The following is an 18,737-nucleotide window of genomic DNA, read 5'->3' on the forward strand; positions in this document are numbered from 1 at the left end:
GGCACCCTCTGGAAAAAATATATACCCATTCACCTAGTTTATATCCAAAATATTTGCATATTTGAAATATTTATACATACTGCGAATGGGTGTGCTCATGCTCATGCTGGGCACACACATCGTATATAAAACATTTGGCAGTCAGTGAGTTATTAAGCGTTTCAGCTCGTATCAAAAGTACTTGTAGCCTGACAGGGAAGTGCTTCGAAATGCCAAACGTTTCATATACGCAACCGTTGTGTGCAACGCAGAAAAACCGAAATGATGAAAGTGTATGATTGAATCAATTAATCCAACAGGTATTTTAAGCAAATACATAAAAAATTATTTCATTGTTGAGACTGACAATTCAGTAGACTATTTGCCTAAAGAAAGAGTTTACCCCTGCGGATATGCAACAATGGTTTTTCATTATGGTTCTCCATCAAAATTCCAGAAAAAGAATTCAAGTAAATATATTGAGCCAAATTTGGTTATATGCGGTCAACAAACCAATTATTATGACTTGTCATTATCTGGAAAGACAGGTATGATTCTTATTGTATTCAGACCACATGGAGTAAAATCTTTTTTCAATTTTCCAATTACTGAATTATTAAATGAAAACCTTTCGCTTCAGGATTTGGCTAATAATGAAACTAATGAATTAGAGGACAAATTGCTTAACTCTCCAAATAATAAGCAAAGAGTTATTCATTTAGAAAACTTTCTTATTAAAAGACTAATTCATGATAATGAATTTGAACGAGTTGAACATGCCATAAAAATAATTGCGAATTCTAAAGGACAAATCAAGGCTCAAGATATTGCACATGAAGTGTGTTTAGGAATAAAACAGTTTGAAAGAACTTTTTCAAAATACGTTGGTGTTAATCCTAAAAAGTTTGCAAGCATCATTCGCTTTCAAAATGTCATACAAATGAAGAGTAAGCATAAAAACTCAAGTATGTTTCAATTAGCTTTTGATAACGGCTATTACGACCATGCTCATTTTATACATGATTTTAAAGGTTTTACGGGACTTTCCCCAAAAGAATTTTTTAGCGATTTAAAATAAAGACCATTTTTTACAATTTTCATTTTACTGTACAAGTTACTTTTGCAATAAAAAAACCAATGAACAATTTAGAACTAAAACACAAGGAAATTATAGAATTTTGTCTGGCTAACTCAGATAATTCAATCGTAAATAAATATTCAAGATACTTTAAGGAGGGTTATTGTGGTTATGGTATAGATTCTAAAATTTTGGAATCGCAAAAAATTAAATGGTTGGATTCATGGAAAGATGAAATGACTATTAATGATTACTTAAATCTAGGCGATTTGCTAATTGCCACAGGTAAATTAGAAGAAGCAAGTTTTGCTACCCAGTTTATAGCATCAAAAAAAGATGAATTTTCAATTGAAACATTTGATAGAGCTGGGAAGTGGTTGGAAAATGGAATTCAAAACTGGGCAACTACTGACGTATTGTGCATGTTGGTTTTACCCGAGTTTATTTACAACAAAATCATTGAACCAAAAGATTTTATAAATTGGACAAAATCTGAATCTAAATGGAAAAGAAGAGCAGTTCCAGTAACCTTTTATGAAGTGATTAAAAAAGGACACAATCCTGAGCCAGTCTTTTCTGTGATTGAGAAATTAATGGAAGATATAGAAGAAGATGTTCAAAAAGGGTTAGGTACACTTCTAAGAGAAATTTGGAAAAAACAACCTGAAATAGCAGAAGGATTCCTTTTAAAATGGAAAGATAAATGTGGACGGAAAATAATTCATTATGCGACAGAAAAAATGAATAGGGATAATAAAGCAAAATTTCAAAAGACAAAATAATAGAATCAATGGAACAAACAAATACTAATCAGGTATCTTATTGTGGGTTTTACTGTGATGCCTGTCCCAAATATACTAAAGGTCTATGTGAAGGATGTAAAGGTAACAATCCAAAATGTGCAGTTGGATACAAGTCTTGTCAAGTAAGACCTTGCTGCATTGAGAATGGTTATAATTCTTGTGCAGACTGCGATAAATACGAGTCAGTTAAGGATTGTAAATTATTTAATCCTTTCATGATTCGTTTTGGGCAATTTGTAACACGGACAAATCGGAGATTAGGAATTGAGATGATAAAGGAAAAAGGAGAATCTGATTTTGTAAAATACATGATTGATAAAAATTGGGTAACGATAAAGACTAGAAAACAATAATGCGCAGCACACAACAGCTGCTAAAATTCATTGGGGCAGACGGTTAGATAAGTTTTTATTTAGTATATTGGCAACATTTTACCGTGGGACGACGATGCTGCTTCGAACTCTCTGCTATGCGTCATTTGCAATGTCACTTTCCCTATCCTTGAATTCAATAATATTAGAATTATCTGAATATTGCAATCTTAAGCCGGAAGCGGAATTGCAACATACCTTAAAACAGTCAGGAATTTCACTTAGTGATGGTTTTTGGATTTGAATAATTCTTTATATTGCATCCTTTATTGAAATAAGGGCTTATGAGCATCACAATCAAAGAGGTTACTGACCAAAAACTTCTCAAAACTTTTATTCATTTGCCTGCCAAAATCCATCAGAACCATCACAATTGGGTACCTCCAATTTATATGGATGAAAAGGAATTTTACGATCCAAAAAAGAATAAAGCCTTTACTTATTGTGATACTTTAATGATTCTGGCATATCGTGAAGATGAAGTTGTGGGACGGGCCATGGGGATTATTAACCATAAGTATAACATGCTCCACAACGAAAAACATGTTCGCTTTGCTTTTATAGAAACCCGGAACGATCAGGAAGTTTTTCACACTTTAATCGAGCATATTTCGACCTGGGGCCGGACAAAAAACATGGAAAAATTGGTAGGGCCACTTGCATTTACCGACAAGGACCCACAAGGCTTTTTAATAGATGGATTCGATGAACCAACGGTTCTCGCTACCAATTGTAGTTTCCCTTATATGGTAAGCCTTAGCGAGAATGAGGGTTTTACTAAAAAAGTTGACCTGGTGGTTTATCATATCCATATCCCCAAAGAGGAACCGCCTGTTTATAAAGAAATTTACCAACGATTTAAAAAGCAAAAATACGATTTAAAAGTACTTGAGTTCAGCTCACGAAGGAAGGTTAAGCCTTACATCTATCTGGTATTAAATCTGGTAAACCAAACTTTCGTTAATATATACGGTTTTTGGCCCTTTACAGAAAAAGAAATGGATGATTTCGCCAACCGATATCTTTATTTGATCAATCCAAGGTTTATTAAACTTATCGTAAATGGAAACAATGATGTAGTCGCCTTTGTTATTGGGATGTCAGATATCAGTAAAGGAATCCAAAAAGCAAAAGGTAATTTATTGCCATTTGGATTTATCCATATCCTCAGGGCCGGCAAAAAAAGCAAACAATTGAATTTGTTGCTCGGTGCAATCCATCCCGATTATCAAGGAAAAGGACTGGATGTAATCATGGGTATAAAAATGCTTGAATCAGCCCGAAGGGCTGGAAAAACAACTATCGACTCTCACCTCGAACTAGAACACAACCATAAAGTAAGGGCCGAAATGGAACGGGTTGGAGGCAAAGTATATAAACGATTCAGGATTTTTGAAAAGGACATTAAAGAAATTTCTTAAGATGACTATCCCCGTTGCAGAGCCAAGGGGTACTTGCCTGCGGCAAGCAGGTTTCGCCAACTTTATTTCAGCAAAAAGCTGAAAACCGAATTTTCATTATTTCACCCCTCTGTCAGTCTTTCGACTGACATCCCTGCCTGTCGGCGAGGCAGGTCCCCTGATATTCAGGGGAGAGTAATAGGAAACCTCGCGGCAAGCCACGAGGAATTGTTTGATTAAATTTAACAATCAGTAACTATTGCTTTTCTTCGACCTCTTTTTTCACAACCAAAAAAATATCTTCGCTATCCCTTTTCATCAAATATTGTTCTCGCCCAAAACGCTCAATAGCAGCACTATCATGAAGTAATTCATCAATAGTTTGAAGATCTTTCTTGATTTCACTATTGTAAAATTCTTTTTGCCGCCTGGCGTCGTTTAGTGTTTTGTTGGTTTTATAACGGGAAATGAGATTATTATTATCGAAGAAAAATACCCATACGATGAAAAGTACTCCAGCATAAAAATACTTATTGTTAATTCTTTTGAATATTTTGCGAAACATAGGGTAAAAAATTAAACTACAAAGCTATACTGAAAAATGGAGGATTGAAAATTTTAAAAATATTATTTAAATGAATCTAAGGAAGATAATTTCAGAGTCCGATTTGTTCACTAATAGACTTCATCGCTTCAAGGCTCAATTCAGCAAATTCATCCAAGGGAATTCCTATTAATTCACATTCCATAATGTTCTCTCGGCTTACTGAAGCTGCAAAAGCAGCTTGTTTCATACGTTTAGTGATGGATTTTGACTTGACACCGGCTATTTTTTGATCGGGATAAACCATGGTTGTAGCCGTTATCATTCCTGTAATGGTTTCGCCACAAGCAAGTGCATGTTGAAATTCGGTTGTTCTGGGAAGTCCGCTTGCTGCTTCATTATGCATTTTGATGGCATCCACAATATCGGCATTAACGCCAAGCCCGGTCAGGATTCGTGCAGTTTCCAGCCCGTGAATTTTTGAATCTCCATTCACTTTTTCGACATCCAGATCATGTAAAAGACCTGCCAATGCCCAGCTATCTTCATCACGTCCGAGCCTTTTTGCCAAAGCGCGCAAAACAACCTCCGATGCAAGGCAGTGATTAATCATCCGTGGATTTTCGATGTATTCGTGAAGGAGTTTGAGGGCAGTTTCTCGGTTCATAATTATTGTTTATTTATTTTTGCGTTTTAATTTTCAGACATTCAGTAGTAATAGAATGGACATACAATAGTAATACGGTTGTTAACGTATTATTCACTAATCCACCATTTTACTAATTTACCAATTCACAAATTTACAATTCTACTAATTAATGCACATCCAACGCATGCAACATAAATATTAAATGCTGTAAAGTACTTGTAATTTCATTCATATACTCCTCCACGGCTATTACACTGCCCGGAATAGCGTAAACCAAAGTTTCGTTCATCACACCGGCCACTCCCCTGCTTAAAATTGCATTTGGTTTTTCCTGTCCGTATTTCATCCTGATTAATTCCATGATACCCGGAATTTCCATATCAAGATAAGATTTTACAACTTCCGGTGTAAAATCCTTTGGTCCGATTCCTGTTCCTCCGGTGGTAAAAACAATGTCAATTTTTTTTGAACCTGCATCATCCAATAATGCAGCCAGTTTCTTCGGATTATCCGGAATTAATATATTTTCAATCTCACATCTCCAATTTATTTTCTGAAAATATGCTTCTATTAATTCTCTAATTCTTGGTCCGCTTCGATCTTCATATTCTCCAGAACTTGCACGGTCGCTTAAAGTAATCACCCTGATTTTAAAAACTTTCGGAACGTATTCGAATTCTATTCCTGCTTTTAATTCGCCACCTCTTATAACCCTAACAAAAATGCCTTCTTTTGGCATTACACAGTTGCCTACCTCCCGAAAAATAGCACAATTATCGCCGTGACATTTTTTGCCAATCTGGGTTACTTCAAGTTCAAGGCTTTCATTAACGAATCGATCAAAAGGTTTGGCATGGAATAGTTCCATTCCTTTGGTGGTAATGTTTTCGGCAAACTCACCGAATTTTATTTTACGCCCTGCCTTTTCCTCAAATTTCTCGATACTTTCCTGAGCCAGCATACTCACCTGACGATGCCAACTTCCGGCATGAGCATCCGTTTGAACGCCTTTCTCATCCAGCATAATTCGAGGCACGGCATGTTTAACTACGCCTTTTTTCTCGGAGATATTTACAGATAAAACTGCTATTTTTTGATTTTCCATATTCATTATTTGTTTGCAGCAGAAATTCCGGCTAAATAGCCTGTTGAAAATGCAATTTGTAAATTATACCCACCTGTATCTGCATCAAGGTTCATCAATTCACCGGCAAAATAAAGTCTTTTTATTTTCTTTGATTCCATCGTATTTGGATCAATTTCATCGAGCATCACTCCTCCACTTGTAATTATCGCCTCTGCAAACTCACCAAGGCCATTAATGGTCAGGCTAAAATCCTTTAATTGCAAAATTAGTTTTTCTATTTCTGAATTTTGAAATGAAGTTACCAATTTTGTTGGAGGTTGTTTTAACATGATGATAAAAGAAGCTATCAATTTTATCGGTAATAATTTCCGTAATAAGCCTATTAGCTGGAGATTAGGATTGGCAACTAATTCGCGTTGAATTCGATTTTGCAATTTTATGATACTAAGTGCAGGTTTCAGATCGATTGAGAAACGAAGTTTTGTTTTCTTGAAGAGCAACTCACCAACTTCTCTGCTTATCGACAAAATAATCGGACCGGAAATTTGATGTTTTAAAAATTGAAGATCCCCAAATTTTTCAGCAATAATTTTTTGATTGTGATATACACTTACTTTGATATTTTTGAGCAACAGGCCATTCAATTCAGGTAAGATTTTATCCTCCAGATTCAATGGAACCAAAGCCGGACGAATCGTAGTAATGTTATGTCCGGCTGCTTTGGCCAACTTATAACCGTCGCCTGTTGAGCCGGTTGCCGGATAGGATGCTCCACCTGTACATAAAATTACAGATTTGGCGGCATATGCTGTTCGATTTTGTAATTTAACACCTATCACCTGCTTGTTTTCAATAATCAATTCACTCACCCGTGCATCATTTTGTGTTTTCACCCCCGATTTCTGCAACCATTTTGTTAAGCCATCAACAACGTCCTGTGCCTTTTCCGATTGCGGAAAAACTCGTTTTCCTCGTTCAATTTTGGTTTTAACATTGATTGAATGAAAAAAGTCGATCAGTTCGTTGGCAAACATTTTCGAGAAAGCCGGTCGTAGAAAATCAGCTTCCTTGCCAACATGGCTCAAAAATTCATCGACAGAACTGAGGTTGGTCAAATTGCATCGGCCTTTACCCGTAATCCTCAATTTACGCCCGGGACGAAACATTTTTTCGAGAAGTAAAACTTTGGCACCATGCCTGGCAGCAATTCCGGCAGCCATCATCCCTGAAGCCCCTGCCCCAACCACGATCACATCAAAATTATCCATTATTTGTGGAGGTCGGTTTTTGTTTTTTCGATCAATTTAATATTGCCAATCATCATTTCTTTATCCACCGCCTTACACATATCATAGATTGTTAACAGAGCCACGCTCACACCCATTAAGGCTTCCATCTCGACTCCTGTCTGACCGATACATTTTGCCATAGCTTCAACTTCCACACCATCATCCATCAGATTGGTTTTTACCTCCACTTTTGAAAGAGGCAATGGGTGGCATAAAGGGATAAGTTCGCTATTTTTTTTTGCTCCCTGAATGCCTGCAATTTCGGCAACGGTCAATACATCGCCCTTTTTCATTTTATTATCACGAATAAGAGCAATAGTTTGAGGGTTGAGTTTTATAAAACCTTTGGCACGAGCCACCCTGATTTGATCAGGTTTATGGCTTACATCTACCATTTTGGCTTTGCCTTCGTCGTCGATATGTGTAAAATTGCCCATTTTGAATGATTATTTTTGAATGAATATTTTTAATTAAATTCTTACTGAACAAGGTTTTTATTTTCGATTTATTTCTAAAACAATTATCAATAATAAAGAAAATTCTTAAAGTTGACTATCCACGCGGCAAGCCTAGGGGTACTTGCCTGCGGCAGGCAGGTTTTGCCAACTTTATTTCAGCAAAAAGCTGAAATCCGAATTTTCATTATTTCACCCCTCTGTCAGTCATTCGACTGACATCCCTGCCTGCGGCAAGGCAGGTCCCCTGAAAATCAGGGGAGAGTATTAGGAAACCTCGCGGCAAGCCACGAGGAATTGTTTGATTAAAAATAATCATTTCATTATCCTCCGATATTATAAAAATCACCACTTAAATTATAGGTGCCTGCTTTAGGCTTATTCCCCACAGCTTGCTTAAATGCTTCCTCAACACCTAATTCCCTGACATTATACATCAAATCACTGAATAAACAAGGCTTGATATTCCCATTCGCAGTCAACCGTAAACGATTGCAGGTTTCACAATTTCCGCCATCACCTCCTTCTACCACCGAAAATTCCCCGGTTTTTAAATTCATTTGATGAATAAACCGAACCTGCAAATCATTCTCTTTGCAATATTTAGCAACCTCCTGAGCATCCTCTTCATCTGAAGATTTCCAGACAACACAGTTTATTTTTATAGGACGCAAATCTGCTTTTTTTGCAGCTTCAATTCCTTTAAAAACCTGCTCAATATCACCGCCACGGGTTACTTTTTTAAATTTTTCAGCATTTAAAGTATCAAGGCTGATGTTCACTCTTTGTAAGCCGGCATTTTTCAAATCATTCGCGAAATTTTCGAGCAAAATCCCATTGGTTGTCATCGATAAATCCTTTACTCCTTCGAGATTCCAAATCATTGAAATTAAATTAATTATCCCTTTACGAACCAAAGGCTCTCCACCTGTAATCCGAACTTTATCAATCCCGTATTCTACCCCGGTTTTTACAACCTCAACAATTTCATCAAAGGTCAGTATATCCTTATGGCCCAACAATTCAATTCCTTCCTCAGGCATACAATAAGTACATCGCAAATTGCAACGATCGGTTACAGAAATACGCAGGTAATTTAAATTCCGCTTATAATTGTCTAACATCCACTAATTCTCCTTCTTTCAATTCAGACATTCCAATCGGAATTGAAATGATCCCAAATGCGTCACTCAATGCATTTATATGCGCTGAACCATGATATTCGATCGGCCAAACTTTGGCACCTTCAACCTTAATCGGAATAAACGATTTTCTGGTTGATTTTTTTCGTGCATAATTCATTCCCATCGGCATACGTATCAATGCCGGGTTATAATCATGTCCCATCAATTTATAGATTAAAGGCTTGGCCAATAATTCAAACATATTAAATGAAGAAACCGGGTTGCCCGGAAGACCAAATACAAACTTATCTTTCAAAACACCAAAAACCGTTGGTTTACCGGGTTGAATCGCAATCGTTTTAAATTTTATATCAACCCCAAGTTGGTTAAGTATCTTGGGAATAAAATCAAGATCGCCCATTGAAACTCCACCGGTCAGCAGAATAACATCAGATTCGTTCATTGCTTTCGAAATAATCCGGGAGGTTGATTCTTCATTGTCTTTGGCAATTCCAAAATAATAAGAAGTCACATTCATTTTTAGTAATTGCCCTATCAATTGATAAGCATTGCTGTTTCTGATTTGCGACAATTTTGGCTTATCCTGTGGTTCAACCAGTTCATCTCCGGTAGAAATTACACCAACCCTGATTTTTTTATAAACACGGGGTTCGGTCAATCCTACTGTGGCAGCAACGGCGAAATGCTGAGGTTTGATGATGGTACCTTTTTTCAATACCAAATCACCTTCTTTTACATCATTGGCAAATTCAACAAAATTGCTTTTGGTTTGTTTTCCTGTAAACCGAATAATATTTTCAGAAACCTCTTCCGTTTCTTCAACTTTTAAAACACAATCTGCACCTTCGGGCATCATAGCACCCGTCATTATTTTAGAACATTGTCCGGAAACAATTTTTTTATTGGGGAGCCTTCCCGCAAAAATCACTTCCTGAACTTCCAGTTGTTCATAAATATCTTCTTTACGGCAAGCATAACCATCCATGGCCGACTTGTTGAAAGGAGGCATATTAATATCAGAAAAAACATCCTGGGCTAACACCCGATTCAAAGATTTGTCGAGTGCTACATTTTCAGAATTTACTTCATAAAAAACTGCATTTTGGACAATAGTCAATGCTTCTGCAAAAGTGATCATAAGTAAAAATTTAGATAACAAAAATACTAATCAAAATTGATATAGAATGGAATTGTTTAGAAAAACATATCGAATTTTCCGGATGATTGTATTTCGTGTTTACGTGTTAGTGTGTTTAAGTGTGTGTGCGTTTCGATTGTTTCATTGTTAAAAGCCAAGATTTACAATCGTATTACTATTGTATTACAATATATTACTATCGAATTTTAATCCTTTTTGAGATGGCATCATCATTATCCAATAATCATTCTTCAATTATCATTCATCAAGCTTTCTTCCCTCTCTTATAGATAATTAGTCCGTTCAAAAAATTCCGCATCACCTGATCACCACAAATTTTATAATTTGGATGATCTTCTTTACGGAAAAAGGCGCTCAATTCCGATTTTGTAATTTTAAAATCAACCAGGTTCAATATCTCAACAATATCATCATCCTTTAATTCAAGCGCAACTCTTAACTTCTTAAATACGTCGTTATTTATCATTTCTATTAGTTTTATCAGGTAAAAATCAAGTATTTATTAGCCCACATTATCTTTAAATTGCTCATATTTATCTTTTAAATATTGATAAATTTCGAATTGAGAACGGTGATTTACTCCGCTGGAATCTCGTTTATAAACGTTAAGATTCTCCGGATCAAGCCATCTCGCCTTAACATTATCTTTCATTTGTATTTGTATCAGATCCCACATTTCGCGTTGAATATCCTTATCGTAAACAGGGCATATAACCTCTACCCGGTGATCAAAATTTCGTTGCATCCAATCGGAAGAACCGATATAATAAGCCGGTTCGCCTCCATTGCAAAATACAAAATTGCGTCCATGTTCCAGATAACGATCAACAATGCTAAAGGCGGTTATATTCTCGCTAAGCTCGCTTATCCCTGCTTTCAACATACAGATCCCTCTGGTGATCAATGTAATTTTAACCCCGGCTTGACTGGCTTCATATAATTTTCTGATCGCTTTTCGGTCAACCAAACTATTCATCCTTAATACTGCCCAGGCTTCTTTACCGGATTGTGCATTTTTTATTTCATTTTCGAGCATCTCGATAAAAAACTTTCGGATACGAAATGGGGCAACAATCAGTGTTTTAAATTCAGGAATAATAAATTTAGATTCGAAGAGACGAAAAACATCATTAACTTCACTTGCAATATCCTGATTAGCGGTTAAAAGGCTATCATCAGAATAAACTTTGGCCGTTGATTCATTATAATTTCCGGTATTGATATTGGCATAATAGCGATTTACGTTGTTTTCTGATCGCCTGATCATAATTAACTTTGCATGAACCTTATAGCCCGGTATGGTTTTAATGATTTTAACCCCTTCGTCCTGAAGTTTATTTGTCCAGTAAATATTTGCTTCCTCATCAAAACGTGCCTGAAGTTCCATGAATACGGTTACATATTTTCCGTTACGGGCAGCATTGATCAAGGCATTCATCACTTTCGAATCGCGGGCCGCACGGTAAAAGGTCATTTTTATGGATCGAACTTTTGGATCAATGGAAGCTTCCCGCAACCACTCTAAAATATATTGAAATGAATGATACGGAAAATGCAGCATGATGTCTTTCTTCAGAATAGAATCAAACATACTAACGTTCGTAGGCAAATCAGGATGAGGAACAGGGGGCATTTCGGGATACTTCAGACTTTGGGAACCCAAACGGGGGAACTCCATGAAATCCTTCATGTTATGATATCTTCCACCGCCTCTCATCGTATCACGTTTGGTAATATTAAATTTCTTAACAAGCAGCGTTAAAAGTTCATCAGGAATTTGTTTGTCGTAAACAAATCGAACAGGCTCACCTTTCAATCTTCGTTTTACACTTTCCGACATGATTTCCATGAAACTTTTCGATACATCATCATCCATTTCTAATTCGGCATCTCGCGTAAATTTGATGGTGTAGGCCTCAAATTTTTCGTAGCCAAATACCGAAAAGACCTCATTCAAACAATAACGAATTACGTCATCCAGCATAATCAGATAAAAATTATTATTTTCAGATGGCAATTCCAGAAAACGCGGAACCTTGCCAATAGGTACCTGAACCAGCGCATACTCTGCTTCCATATCCTCGGCATTTAAATAAACCCCCAAATAAAATGAATCATCTTTTAAACTGGCCAGCGTTTTCACATTTCGAAGCATGAGCGGAAATAAATAGGGTCGCACATGCTCTCGAAAATAGATCCGGACAAATTCGCCTTGTAATTCGTTAAGCTTATTTTCATCCAATAAATGAATATGATTTTTAGCCAAATCATTCACCACCTTTTGATGAGCCGCAGTGAATCTTTTTTCCTGATCGTTTACATTTTTGATGATTTGTTCGAGAACCAACCCTGTTGATCTGCCCACTATTTCATGGTCGGTTTCGTATTTCAATAATCTTTTAAGGGTGGCTACCCTTACCCTGAAAAATTCATCTCGGTTATTCGAATAAATTCCTAAGAATCTGGCCCTTTCGAGCAAAGGGGTTGTATTATCCATTGCCTCTTGCAATACCCTTTCATTGAAATGAAGCCAACTTATTTCTCTATTGATATAAATTTCAGGATCTTTAGGCATGGCAGATATGGATTAATGTTTTAACATTTTTGGAACAATAACAAAGTTAGTGATTTTAGGTGCAAGATGAAGCTCTTCCCATTTTTCTGTTTCAAAAGAGATGGAAACAGTTCCAGTCGTCGCCAACGCATCAACAGATTTATCCATAAATTTATTGGCAAAATGAGTAAAAGTCGGGTTATGTCCAATCAACACTACCGAACTTATTTCATTTGGCAAGCCGTAAAGCAATTCCATTAAATAGGCCGTCCCCTGATCATAAATATCGGTTTCAACCCTTATATATGCTTCAGGATAATCAAGTTGATGTGCTATAATTTTGGCTGTTTCAAAAGCACGAGTTGCCGAACTTGAAACGATGAGGTCGGGTTTAATTTTTTTCGAGGCTAAAAATTTCGCAACTTTTTTGGTTCTTTCAATTCCTTCAGGTAAAAGGGTTCGGTCGTGATCCTTTAACGATGGATTATCCCATGCTGATTTGCCGTGCCGGATGATATACAATGTTTTCATGGGGTAAAGATATGAAAAACACATTTACTCCGTTACTTCTGAAAATCAATATCATTATCCAGATAGTTACTCATACCTCAACACCTCTATCGGATTCCTGCGGGCTGCTGAATAGGCTTGGAAGATAATGGTGGCAATGGCCAAAAAATAGGATAATAAGGCAGCCAGTACAAATATCCACCACGAAATATTGATCCGTGTGGCAAAGCCCGATAACCAATCGTTCATAAAATACCAAGCCAATGGCCAGGCAACAACATTCGCAAACAATACCAATTTTGTAAAGCTCCAGGTCATTTTTGCCACAATAAGATTTATGGACGCTCCCATGGCTTTTCGGATGGCAATTTCCTTCATGCGTTCCTGGGTTGCATAAGAAGCCAAACCATATAATCCCAAAGCAGTAACTAATAAAATAAGTACTGTAAGTATTGACATTAGTTGACGGGTTTGGCCTTCTTGTTTATAATAAGTTTTGTAACGCTCCGCAAAGAAGTAGTATTCAAAGGGGGTGTTTCGCTCCCAGGTATTATTGTTCCAGGCCTTTTCAATTTCCGTAATCGGCGGCTCTGCTCCTGCTTTAATTCTTATAGCCAAATTCTGCGGCCTCATTCTAAAATGTCCACCGGCCATACAAATAATTAAAGGATTAATTTCTTCTTGAAGGGTTTGAAAATGATAATCTTCGATGATGCCAATCACGTGATAATCCCTATTACCAGCATTCAATTTGCGATTCAGGGTATCGCCCCAGTTCAAGAATTCGGCTGCTTTACGATTGATCACAACCGCACTTGAATCGGTTAAAAACTCTTTACTAAAGTATCGACCCGCATGAAGACCGATTTTCATGGTTTTCAAAAAATCTTCATCTGTCACATGTACAGTAAGCAAAGTAGTCTCTTTCCCTTCAGGGGTCCATTGCTGTGAATTTCCTGCCCCACGACTTGGCATTCGGCTTGTAAAACTGGCACTTTCAATAGTAGGTATTTTACTTAATTCGGCTTTAAAAAGATCGGGGTTTTTTATACTTGCTGCCATCGTCACTACCATTAAATTATCTTTATTGTAACCAAGCTTTTTGGTATATAAAAGATCTGTTTGCTTAACAACAACAATCAAACTTATGATTAAAGCAATTGACATAGTGAATTGAATCAGTACCAATGCATTACGTAAATTTAGCCCTTTCCCCTTTTTGTTAATATTGCCTTTTAAAACTTTTACCGGAATGTAAGATGAAAGCACAAAAGCAGGATATAGTCCAGATATAAAACCGACGATTATACCCAAAGCCAATAAAGCCGGAAGCACAACAAAATTGTCGAAGTAATGGATACTTAACTTGGCATCGATAAAAAGTGATAAAAATGGTAAAAGCGCCTCAACGATTCCCATCCCTATAATCAATGCTAAAAAACTCATAAACATTGATTCTCGGGTAAATTGGCTAATCAGGTTCGATCGATAAGCTCCAACAACCTTTCTAATGCCTACTTCTTTAGCTCTTTGAGCCGCTTTTGCAGTACTTAAATTCATGTAATTGATACAGGCAATGATCAATAGGAATATTGCAACGATCCCAAATCCAATCAGGTAAATGCCGTTTCCCCACAATTTCAGGTAAACATCACTCATGGAGAACAAATGATATTCCCAGCGGTTCCCGTCAGCAAGCCAGCTTTCGAAATCCTTACCCCTTATCGTTTGGATTTTGCTTTTTAACAAATCCGGAAATTTGTGCTCCAGTTCAATTGGATTTGCACCTTCTTTTAAAACCAAAAAGTTATAGAAGTTGTTATTTTGCCATTCAGGATCATTATACCATCCATCCCAAATATATATTGAAAAAATCATCTTGAATCCAAAGCTCACATTTTCAGGGAGATCTTTGATTATGCCCGTAACTTTAAAATTCTCATCCATGAGATTGAGCGTTTCGCCAAATGCATCTTTTTCTCCAAAATATTTTTTAGCTGTACTTTCTGTTAATACAACAGAAAATGGCTCTATCAAAGCTTTTCGTGGGTCACCTGCAATAAACTCATGCGTAAATACTTTGAAAAAAGAGGAATCGGCAGCTGCGATACTTCTCTCATTAAAATAAGTATCTCCAATCCTTACATATTGCGATATGCCAAAAATGGTCTGAGTAGCATCTTCAACTTCAGGATAAGAACTTTTAACCGCCTCAACAAAAGTTGCCGTGGTCGACTCTTGGTTTTCAATAAAATAATCAGCAAAATTTATGGTAACAGTGGCAAGGTAAGTACGATCCCTCTTTTCATGAACAGAATCATAGCTTAGTTCATAATTAACATAGACAATGGTTAATACAAAACAAGCCAATCCAATAGCCAGTCCCAAAACATTGATGATGGAAAAAGCAGGTTTTTTATAAAAATTCCTAAGCGCGATTTTTAAACTGTTACTGATCATCTTTTCAAATTTAAGGTTTTCGATCACATCATAGGCTAAAGATATGCCATGATTTTTATTTTATTAATTATTAGCACTTTAACACAGAATAATTTAACAGGCAATAATTCAATTGTTCGTTTTGGGGCAAGGCTTTGTTCGGTTTAAGACAAAATAACTTATCTTTGAAAAAAATCCCTTTGATGAATAAATACGAAGGAAATATTTTAATCATCGACGATGACCCGGATGTATTGGATTCGGCTAAAATGTTTTTGGATGAATATTTCACAAAAATCGAGATCATTCAATCGCCCAAACAAATTCACGAAATACTGAAAAAACAATCAATCGATGTGATTTTGCTCGATATGAATTTTCAGAAGGGTGCAAATGATGGAAAAGAAGGGATTTATTGGTTAAATTATATTCGGGAAATTAGCCCTGAAACTACGATTATTTTAATGACCGCTTTTGGCGATATTAATTTGGCGGTGGAAGTAATGAAATTGGGAGCTTTTGATTTCATTCAAAAACCATGGAATAATTCAAAATTATTGGCTACGGTTTCTGCCGCTAACAAACATCGTAAATCCAGAACTGAACTCTCAAAATCAAGAGCTACCAATCAGGTATTGAATGAAGATATTACCCGAAATCATGTTGAGATTATCGGTAAATCTGCACCTATGGAGCGATTAAAGGAAGTAATCGCGAAGATAGCCCCTACCGATGCAAATGTTTTAATTTTAGGTGAAAACGGGAGTGGCAAAGATTTGATTGCCAGGGAAATTCATCGTTGTTCTGAAAGAAAAAACGAAAATTTTATTCGGATTGATCTGGCTTCTTTACCCGAGAGTTTGTTCGAGAGTGAGATATTTGGTCATATCCAGGGCGCATTTACTGATGCCAAAACCGAAAAAGCAGGCCGTTTCGAACTCGCCTCGGGTGGTACCATTTTTTTGGATGAGCTTGCAAATTTAAGTCTTAGCTTACAATCGAAACTATTAACCGTTTTGCAAAACCGTGAAATATACCGGTTGGGTTCTTCAAAACCCATCCCGGTCGATATCAGGCTAATTTGTGCTACCAATCAGTCGTTGGATAAATTAGTTGATCAGGGGAAATTTCGCCAGGACCTCTATTATCGTTTAAATACCTTTGAAATTACGATTCCGCCCTTGCGCGACCGAAAGGAAGACATTCCTGAATTAATCAATTATTTTCTGATTAAATATTGCAAAAAGTACCGAAAAACCAAACCTCAAATTTCGGCTCCAACCATAGAAAAGCTTAAACAAATGAATTGGGCCGGGAATGCACGGGAGTTAGAAAATTCGGTAGAAAGAGCTTGTATTTTATCGGAAAACATTGAACTGGAATTTCAGGATTTTTTTGCTCAGGATATCGCACCAACAGATGCAAACAAGGACATCACCAATTTGGATGAACTGGAAAAAAGAACGATTTTAAAAGTACTCAAAAATAATGGCGGCAATTTATCAAAATCAGCTCAGGAACTAGGAATCCATCGTAATGCTTTATACCGTAGACTTGAAAAATATGGCTTATAAAAAAAATACCATTCATCTAATCATCAGAATTGCACTAATTCTTGCTGTTCTGACTATTTTATCACGTATTATCCTTAACCCTGATAAGCTTTTCAGCATTCTTATCCTGGTCATCATTTTGATTATTCAGATTATTGAGTTGATAAAATTTGAATTAAAATCTTTTCGGACTCTGGAAAACGTTTTGAATTCGATTGAGTTTGAATATCAGCCTGTACGTTTTACCAAAAGCCTTCCAAAATCGATGGAAGGATTTTATCAATCCTTAAATAAAATACTGGATTTGATTCAACGAAAAAAAGCTGAGAATGAGGTGCAATTATTATTTTTGGGCGAACTGTTAAAGCATATCAAAACAGGCATCATTTCAATTTCAGAAGATCAAAAAATTGAATTGGCCAATGAATCGGCATTAAAAATCCTGGGAATTGAAAACCTGGTTCGGCTCGATCAAATTAAAACACTACATCCTAATTTTTATCAGGAAATCATTAATCCTGACAAAATTGAATCGAATATTGTTGAAATTTCAACAGCAGGAAATATTCAAAAACTTAACATTCAAATCAGCCATTTTATCAGTCAGGGGAAAAAGATGAAGCTGATCAGTTTTCAGGATATCCGTTCGCAAATAGAATTAAAAGAAATGGAAGCCTGGCATCAGTTGATCAGGACCTTGGGTCATGAAATTTTAAATTCCGTTACACCCATTTCATCCATGACCGAAACGAGTATCATGCTTTTGGAAAAGCCCGACCAAACCCCTAAATTATTGCACGATTTAAGTGATGAAAATTTGGATAAAATTAGAAATGCATTAAAAACCATCAATCGTCGATCTATTGGTTTACTTGAATTCATCAACAATTATCGAAAATTAACCCGAATGCCGGTTCCAAATTTCGAACCTGTTAATTTAAGTGATCTGGTGAAGCATGTTTTAAAACTCATGCATGCCGATTTTGAAAAAGAGCAGGTTGAGGTTCTTATGGAAATGGAAAATTCAAAAATGATGTGCGACATCGACCGATCGATGATAGAGCAGGTTTTAATTAATATGCTTCGGAATGCAATTCAGGCCATGGAAGGAATTGAGAAAAAAATGATCCGGATTAAATTGATGACCGGACCAAATGAAAACCCCATGATTCAAATTATTGATAATGGCAAAGGTATTACTGACGATTTGAAATCTAAAATATTCATTCCATTTTTTACTACAAAAGAAAAAGGCAGCGGAATTGGATTGAGCCTTTCCCGACAAATTATGCAATTGCACGGAGGCAGTATTAATTATCAATCCAATAATAAAAATGAAACGGTTTTTTGTTTAACTTTTAAATAGTTCAACATAATCTGTTCAAAAGTCTTAATATTTGGTCAGTTCGAGCCTGTCGAGAACTGATATTTTGAGATGTTAACAGGCCACTTCTCGACTAAGCTCGAAGTGGCAACATCAATTTTTACCTATTAATCTAATAATCTTTCATACTATTAATAAAAAAGCGACTCAAATTGAGCCGCTTTAAATTTTCTTAAAAACTCAGGGGTGACACCCTGCAGGGTGTCACCCTGTCTTGTCCTAAAATAGGTTTACACAAAAAGTAAACTTATGACAGGATTTATAATGTATGAAGAAAGTTTTAAATTAAGAGTTGTACGAGAAGTATTATCTGGTGCATTAACTCGAACAGAAGCTAA

General features: G+C 36.3%; 17 protein-coding genes. 6 read left to right on the forward strand and 11 right to left on the reverse strand.

Annotated features, from left to right (window positions below; all coding sequences use genetic code 11):
- Positions 1 to 274 precede the first annotated feature (274 nt).
- From KKG99_10010 to KKG99_10025, 4 genes are all read left to right on the forward strand, one after another.
- Positions 275 to 1,057, forward strand: coding sequence for a helix-turn-helix domain-containing protein (locus KKG99_10010; GenBank protein MBU1013330.1), 783 nt, complete (start codon positions 275 to 277; stop codon positions 1,055 to 1,057).
- Positions 1,058 to 1,116: 59 nt separating this feature from the next.
- Complete coding sequence (locus KKG99_10015) at positions 1,117 to 1,839, forward strand: DNA alkylation repair protein (protein MBU1013331.1); 723 nt, start codon at positions 1,117 to 1,119, stop codon at positions 1,837 to 1,839.
- Positions 1,840 to 1,847: 8 nt separating this feature from the next.
- Positions 1,848 to 2,213: a hypothetical protein gene (locus tag KKG99_10020; GenBank protein ID MBU1013332.1), complete on the forward strand. Its 366-nt coding sequence runs from the start codon at positions 1,848 to 1,850 to the stop codon at positions 2,211 to 2,213.
- Between the two features lie 302 nt (positions 2,214 to 2,515).
- Positions 2,516 to 3,652, forward strand: coding sequence for a hypothetical protein (locus KKG99_10025; GenBank protein MBU1013333.1), 1,137 nt, complete (start codon positions 2,516 to 2,518; stop codon positions 3,650 to 3,652).
- A gap of 235 nt (positions 3,653 to 3,887) precedes the next feature.
- Here the strand turns inward: KKG99_10025 and KKG99_10030 are convergent, their stop codons facing one another.
- The 11 genes from KKG99_10030 to KKG99_10080 form a co-directional block, all read right to left on the reverse strand.
- Complete coding sequence (locus KKG99_10030) at positions 3,888 to 4,196, reverse strand: hypothetical protein (protein MBU1013334.1); 309 nt, start codon at positions 4,194 to 4,196, stop codon at positions 3,888 to 3,890.
- Between the two features lie 91 nt (positions 4,197 to 4,287).
- Positions 4,288 to 4,842, reverse strand: coding sequence for an HDIG domain-containing protein (locus KKG99_10035; protein ID MBU1013335.1), 555 nt, complete (start codon positions 4,840 to 4,842; stop codon positions 4,288 to 4,290).
- A 148-nt stretch (positions 4,843 to 4,990) separates the two neighbouring features.
- Positions 4,991 to 5,929 carry a molybdenum cofactor synthesis protein gene (locus KKG99_10040; GenBank protein ID MBU1013336.1) on the reverse strand — a complete coding sequence of 313 codons (939 nt, stop codon included), beginning with the start codon at positions 5,927 to 5,929 and terminating at the stop codon, positions 4,991 to 4,993.
- A gap of 5 nt (positions 5,930 to 5,934) precedes the next feature.
- Positions 5,935 to 7,179: an NAD(P)/FAD-dependent oxidoreductase gene (locus KKG99_10045; protein ID MBU1013337.1), complete on the reverse strand. Its 1,245-nt coding sequence runs from the start codon at positions 7,177 to 7,179 to the stop codon at positions 5,935 to 5,937.
- Complete coding sequence (gene moaC / locus KKG99_10050; GenBank protein ID MBU1013338.1) at positions 7,179 to 7,637, reverse strand: cyclic pyranopterin monophosphate synthase MoaC; 459 nt, start codon at positions 7,635 to 7,637, stop codon at positions 7,179 to 7,181. Before moaC ends, KKG99_10045 begins: the two co-directional genes overlap by 1 nt.
- Before the next feature lie 341 nt (positions 7,638 to 7,978).
- Positions 7,979 to 8,779, reverse strand: a complete 801-nt coding sequence (locus tag KKG99_10055; protein ID MBU1013339.1) for a radical SAM protein — start codon at positions 8,777 to 8,779, stop codon at positions 7,979 to 7,981.
- On the reverse strand, positions 8,763 to 9,938 hold the full coding sequence (locus tag KKG99_10060) for a molybdopterin molybdotransferase MoeA (GenBank protein ID MBU1013340.1): 1,176 nt from the start codon (positions 9,936 to 9,938) through the stop codon (positions 8,763 to 8,765). The genes KKG99_10055 and KKG99_10060 overlap by 17 nt, the downstream gene beginning before the upstream one ends.
- A 265-nt stretch (positions 9,939 to 10,203) precedes the next feature.
- A complete protein-coding gene (locus KKG99_10065) occupies positions 10,204 to 10,425 on the reverse strand; it encodes a DUF1456 family protein (protein ID MBU1013341.1) in 222 nt (73 codons plus the stop codon).
- Between the two features lie 36 nt (positions 10,426 to 10,461).
- Positions 10,462 to 12,534 carry a polyphosphate kinase 1 gene (gene ppk1, locus KKG99_10070; GenBank protein MBU1013342.1) on the reverse strand — a complete coding sequence of 691 codons (2,073 nt, stop codon included), beginning with the start codon at positions 12,532 to 12,534 and terminating at the stop codon, positions 10,462 to 10,464.
- A gap of 12 nt (positions 12,535 to 12,546) precedes the next feature.
- The gene (locus KKG99_10075; protein MBU1013343.1) at positions 12,547 to 13,044 is read right to left on the reverse strand and encodes a histidine phosphatase family protein; all 498 of its coding nucleotides are present in this window, start codon (positions 13,042 to 13,044) and stop codon (positions 12,547 to 12,549) included.
- A gap of 66 nt (positions 13,045 to 13,110) precedes the next feature.
- The gene (locus KKG99_10080) at positions 13,111 to 15,483 is read right to left on the reverse strand and encodes an ABC transporter permease (protein ID MBU1013344.1); all 2,373 of its coding nucleotides are present in this window, start codon (positions 15,481 to 15,483) and stop codon (positions 13,111 to 13,113) included.
- A gap of 182 nt (positions 15,484 to 15,665) precedes the next feature.
- Here KKG99_10080 and KKG99_10085 point away from each other — a divergent pair, with 182 nt between their 5' ends.
- Positions 15,666 to 17,036 (forward strand): sigma-54 dependent transcriptional regulator, encoded by a 1,371-nt coding sequence (locus KKG99_10085; GenBank protein ID MBU1013345.1) that lies wholly within the window; start codon positions 15,666 to 15,668, stop codon positions 17,034 to 17,036.
- Positions 17,026 to 18,381 carry a GHKL domain-containing protein gene (locus tag KKG99_10090; protein ID MBU1013346.1) on the forward strand — a complete coding sequence of 452 codons (1,356 nt, stop codon included), beginning with the start codon at positions 17,026 to 17,028 and terminating at the stop codon, positions 18,379 to 18,381. Before KKG99_10085 ends, KKG99_10090 begins: the two co-directional genes overlap by 11 nt.
- The last annotated feature ends 356 nt before the right edge of the window (positions 18,382 to 18,737 follow it).

Source organism: Bacteroidota bacterium, from assembly GCA_018816945.1.
In the GTDB taxonomy this organism is placed as follows: Bacteria; Bacteroidota; Bacteroidia; order Bacteroidales.

Excerpts from the sequence above, each read along its gene's own strand:
- KKG99_10010 (MBU1013330.1), top strand. The coding sequence starts at position 275 with ATGATTGAATCAATTAATCCAACAGGTATTTTAAGCAAATACATAAAA.
- KKG99_10015 (MBU1013331.1), top strand. The coding sequence starts at position 1,117 with ATGAACAATTTAGAACTAAAACACAAGGAAATTATAGAATTTTGTCTG.
- KKG99_10020 (MBU1013332.1), top strand. The coding sequence starts at position 1,848 with ATGGAACAAACAAATACTAATCAGGTATCTTATTGTGGGTTTTACTGT.
- KKG99_10025 (MBU1013333.1), top strand. The coding sequence starts at position 2,516 with ATGAGCATCACAATCAAAGAGGTTACTGACCAAAAACTTCTCAAAACT.
- KKG99_10030 (MBU1013334.1), bottom strand. The coding sequence starts at position 4,196 with ATGTTTCGCAAAATATTCAAAAGAATTAACAATAAGTATTTTTATGCT.
- KKG99_10035 (MBU1013335.1), bottom strand. The coding sequence starts at position 4,842 with ATGAACCGAGAAACTGCCCTCAAACTCCTTCACGAATACATCGAAAAT.
- KKG99_10040 (MBU1013336.1), bottom strand. The coding sequence starts at position 5,929 with ATGGAAAATCAAAAAATAGCAGTTTTATCTGTAAATATCTCCGAGAAA.
- KKG99_10045 (MBU1013337.1), bottom strand. The coding sequence starts at position 7,179 with ATGGATAATTTTGATGTGATCGTGGTTGGGGCAGGGGCTTCAGGGATG.
- moaC (MBU1013338.1), bottom strand. The coding sequence starts at position 7,637 with ATGGGCAATTTTACACATATCGACGACGAAGGCAAAGCCAAAATGGTA.
- KKG99_10055 (MBU1013339.1), bottom strand. The coding sequence starts at position 8,779 with ATGTTAGACAATTATAAGCGGAATTTAAATTACCTGCGTATTTCTGTA.
- KKG99_10060 (MBU1013340.1), bottom strand. The coding sequence starts at position 9,938 with ATGATCACTTTTGCAGAAGCATTGACTATTGTCCAAAATGCAGTTTTT.
- KKG99_10065 (MBU1013341.1), bottom strand. The coding sequence starts at position 10,425 with ATGATAAATAACGACGTATTTAAGAAGTTAAGAGTTGCGCTTGAATTA.
- ppk1 (MBU1013342.1), bottom strand. The coding sequence starts at position 12,534 with ATGCCTAAAGATCCTGAAATTTATATCAATAGAGAAATAAGTTGGCTT.
- KKG99_10075 (MBU1013343.1), bottom strand. The coding sequence starts at position 13,044 with ATGAAAACATTGTATATCATCCGGCACGGCAAATCAGCATGGGATAAT.
- KKG99_10080 (MBU1013344.1), bottom strand. The coding sequence starts at position 15,483 with ATGATCAGTAACAGTTTAAAAATCGCGCTTAGGAATTTTTATAAAAAA.
- KKG99_10085 (MBU1013345.1), top strand. The coding sequence starts at position 15,666 with ATGAATAAATACGAAGGAAATATTTTAATCATCGACGATGACCCGGAT.
- KKG99_10090 (MBU1013346.1), top strand. The coding sequence starts at position 17,026 with ATGGCTTATAAAAAAAATACCATTCATCTAATCATCAGAATTGCACTA.